The 1,445-nt window shown below is 65.8% G+C and carries 4 protein-coding genes; all 4 read right to left on the minus strand.

Annotation, left to right across the window (positions count from 1 at the left end):
- Positions 1-344 precede the first annotated feature (344 nt).
- Genes CTA01S_RS16075 through CTA01S_RS16080 form a run of 4 tightly spaced genes read right to left on the minus strand, consistent with a single transcriptional unit; the run spans position 345 to position 1,354 of the window.
- Positions 345-596 (minus strand): ribbon-helix-helix domain-containing protein, encoded by a 252-nt coding sequence (locus CTA01S_RS16075; protein WP_062196852.1) that lies wholly within the window; start codon positions 594-596, stop codon positions 345-347.
- Between the two features lie 53 nt (positions 597-649).
- Entirely contained in the window at positions 650-904 is a 255-nt protein-coding gene (locus CTA01S_RS16930) for a type II toxin-antitoxin system mRNA interferase toxin, RelE/StbE family (protein WP_232301109.1), read from the minus strand.
- Positions 883-1,104 carry a type II toxin-antitoxin system RelE/ParE family toxin gene (locus CTA01S_RS16540; protein ID WP_232301110.1) on the minus strand — a complete coding sequence of 74 codons (222 nt, stop codon included), beginning with the start codon at positions 1,102-1,104 and terminating at the stop codon, positions 883-885. The genes CTA01S_RS16930 and CTA01S_RS16540 overlap by 22 nt, the downstream gene beginning before the upstream one ends.
- Positions 1,052-1,354 carry a type II toxin-antitoxin system RelB/DinJ family antitoxin gene (locus CTA01S_RS16080; protein WP_084362517.1) on the minus strand — a complete coding sequence of 101 codons (303 nt, stop codon included), beginning with the start codon at positions 1,352-1,354 and terminating at the stop codon, positions 1,052-1,054. Before CTA01S_RS16080 ends, CTA01S_RS16540 begins: the two co-directional genes overlap by 53 nt.
- Between the last annotated feature and the right edge of the window lie 91 nt (positions 1,355-1,445).

The raw sequence follows: 1,445 nt of genomic DNA on the forward strand, positions 1-1,445 counted from the left end.
CGCCGATGGACGCGCGTGATCCTGCCGGTCAACCTGTGCGGCTGCGCCGCGGCACAAGGCGATGACCGCGTTGGTGCGAAGGCGCGAGTGGGTCGCGGTCAGTGACGGCGACTTCGTGTGGACCGACGCCGGGCCATGCCGTGGCCGGGCGCCGCTACCGCGGGTGGCCCCCGGCAAGCATGCAGACATGCCCAGGCGATTCGACCGTCACGGGCCGTCAGGCTCCTGCACCCATGCCGGGATGTCCCTCGGGCCAGCAGCACCCGCCAGACGTCGATAGGGTCCTGGCGCTGCATCATCGACATCCCGGCCGGCCTGCTCACGCGGGATGATTGGCTTGGCCTTCACGCCTTGGTCGCGGGTTTGGCGGCCTTGCGCACCCGATCCCGCAGGCCATCAAAGTAGCCGGTATCGGCGGGTGCCGCCGGGGCCGAGGCGACTCCGGCCAGCAGCAGGTTGCGCAGTGGCTGGCGATCCTGATCCTTGCGGATCAACTCGCGCACGTACTCGCTGCTCGTGCCGTAGCCGCGCTGCCTGACCTGTTCGTCCACGAAGGACTTCAGGGTGCCGGGGAGCGAGGTGTTCATCGTGCCCATGGGGCAAGTGTGGGGTCCTTGCCAAAACTGGGTAAGCGACAGACCATCCCTGGTCAGGGATGCAGCGCCGCTGCATCAGCCTGCCGTGGTTCCAGAGGAACCCGCTGCCGACCGACTGGGCCGTGCAGTGGGACGTGGTGGCGGGGTTTGATGCCTGACGGCCATTCCTCGAATGGCTCGGCGTGTGTGCCCGCACGAACGAAGATGATCGCGTAGCCATCCAGGCGATAAATGAACAGGAAGCCGCCGCCGATGTGGCATTCGCGGTGGCCGGCCCAATCGCCTATCAGAGCGGGTGATCCAGCCATTCAGGCCCCAGCGGCGCATCGCTGCCAATGAGCAGCAACATCGCCGCCTTCAGCCGCTTCAGGTCGTCACGACCTGAACGCCAGAGGCGTTCCCAGTCTTTGAGGAAAGCCTTGGTGGAATCGCTCGCCCTGGGCAGCGGCGCCCGATTACTGCTGGCTGGCTTTTTGGCTCGCGCCGAAACGGGCGTTTTCGAGGTCATCGATCAGGGCGTCTGCAGACTCCAAACGGGCGGTGCGCGCCTTGGCCATGGCGTGAGCTTCTTCCATCGCTGCGCGGGTCTGGGCGTTTGGCACCTTCAACTCCAGCAGGATGGCCTGGTCGTTCACCACGCGCTTGAGCAGGATGCGCACGGCATCAGACACCGACAGCCCCATGGCTGCCAGCGCCTCGCTGGCTTGCGTCTTGATTTCCTCGTCCACCCGGACGTGCAGCATCGTGGAACGAGCCATGATCGAATCCTCCGTTGCCGCAATTACGCATCTCCATTGCGATACGACCAAGTCACCGCTGGCGGTGCTCTGGCGGCGTTCGATGCCTGAC

The sequence above is a fragment of the Caldimonas taiwanensis NBRC 104434 genome (assembly GCF_001592165.1).
Lineage (GTDB): Bacteria > Pseudomonadota > Gammaproteobacteria > Burkholderiales > Burkholderiaceae_C > Caldimonas > Caldimonas manganoxidans.

What these genes read in the sequence shown, in the direction of transcription:
- CTA01S_RS16080 (WP_084362517.1), bottom strand. Translation starts at nt 1,354, where the DNA reads ATGGCTCGTTCCACGATGCTGCACGTCCGGGTGGACGAGGAAATCAAG.
- CTA01S_RS16540 (WP_232301110.1), bottom strand. Translation starts at nt 1,104, where the DNA reads ATGACCTCGAAAACGCCCGTTTCGGCGCGAGCCAAAAAGCCAGCCAGC.
- CTA01S_RS16075 (WP_062196852.1), bottom strand. Translation starts at nt 596, where the DNA reads ATGGGCACGATGAACACCTCGCTCCCCGGCACCCTGAAGTCCTTCGTG.
- CTA01S_RS16930 (WP_232301109.1), bottom strand. Translation starts at nt 904, where the DNA reads ATGGCTGGATCACCCGCTCTGATAGGCGATTGGGCCGGCCACCGCGAA.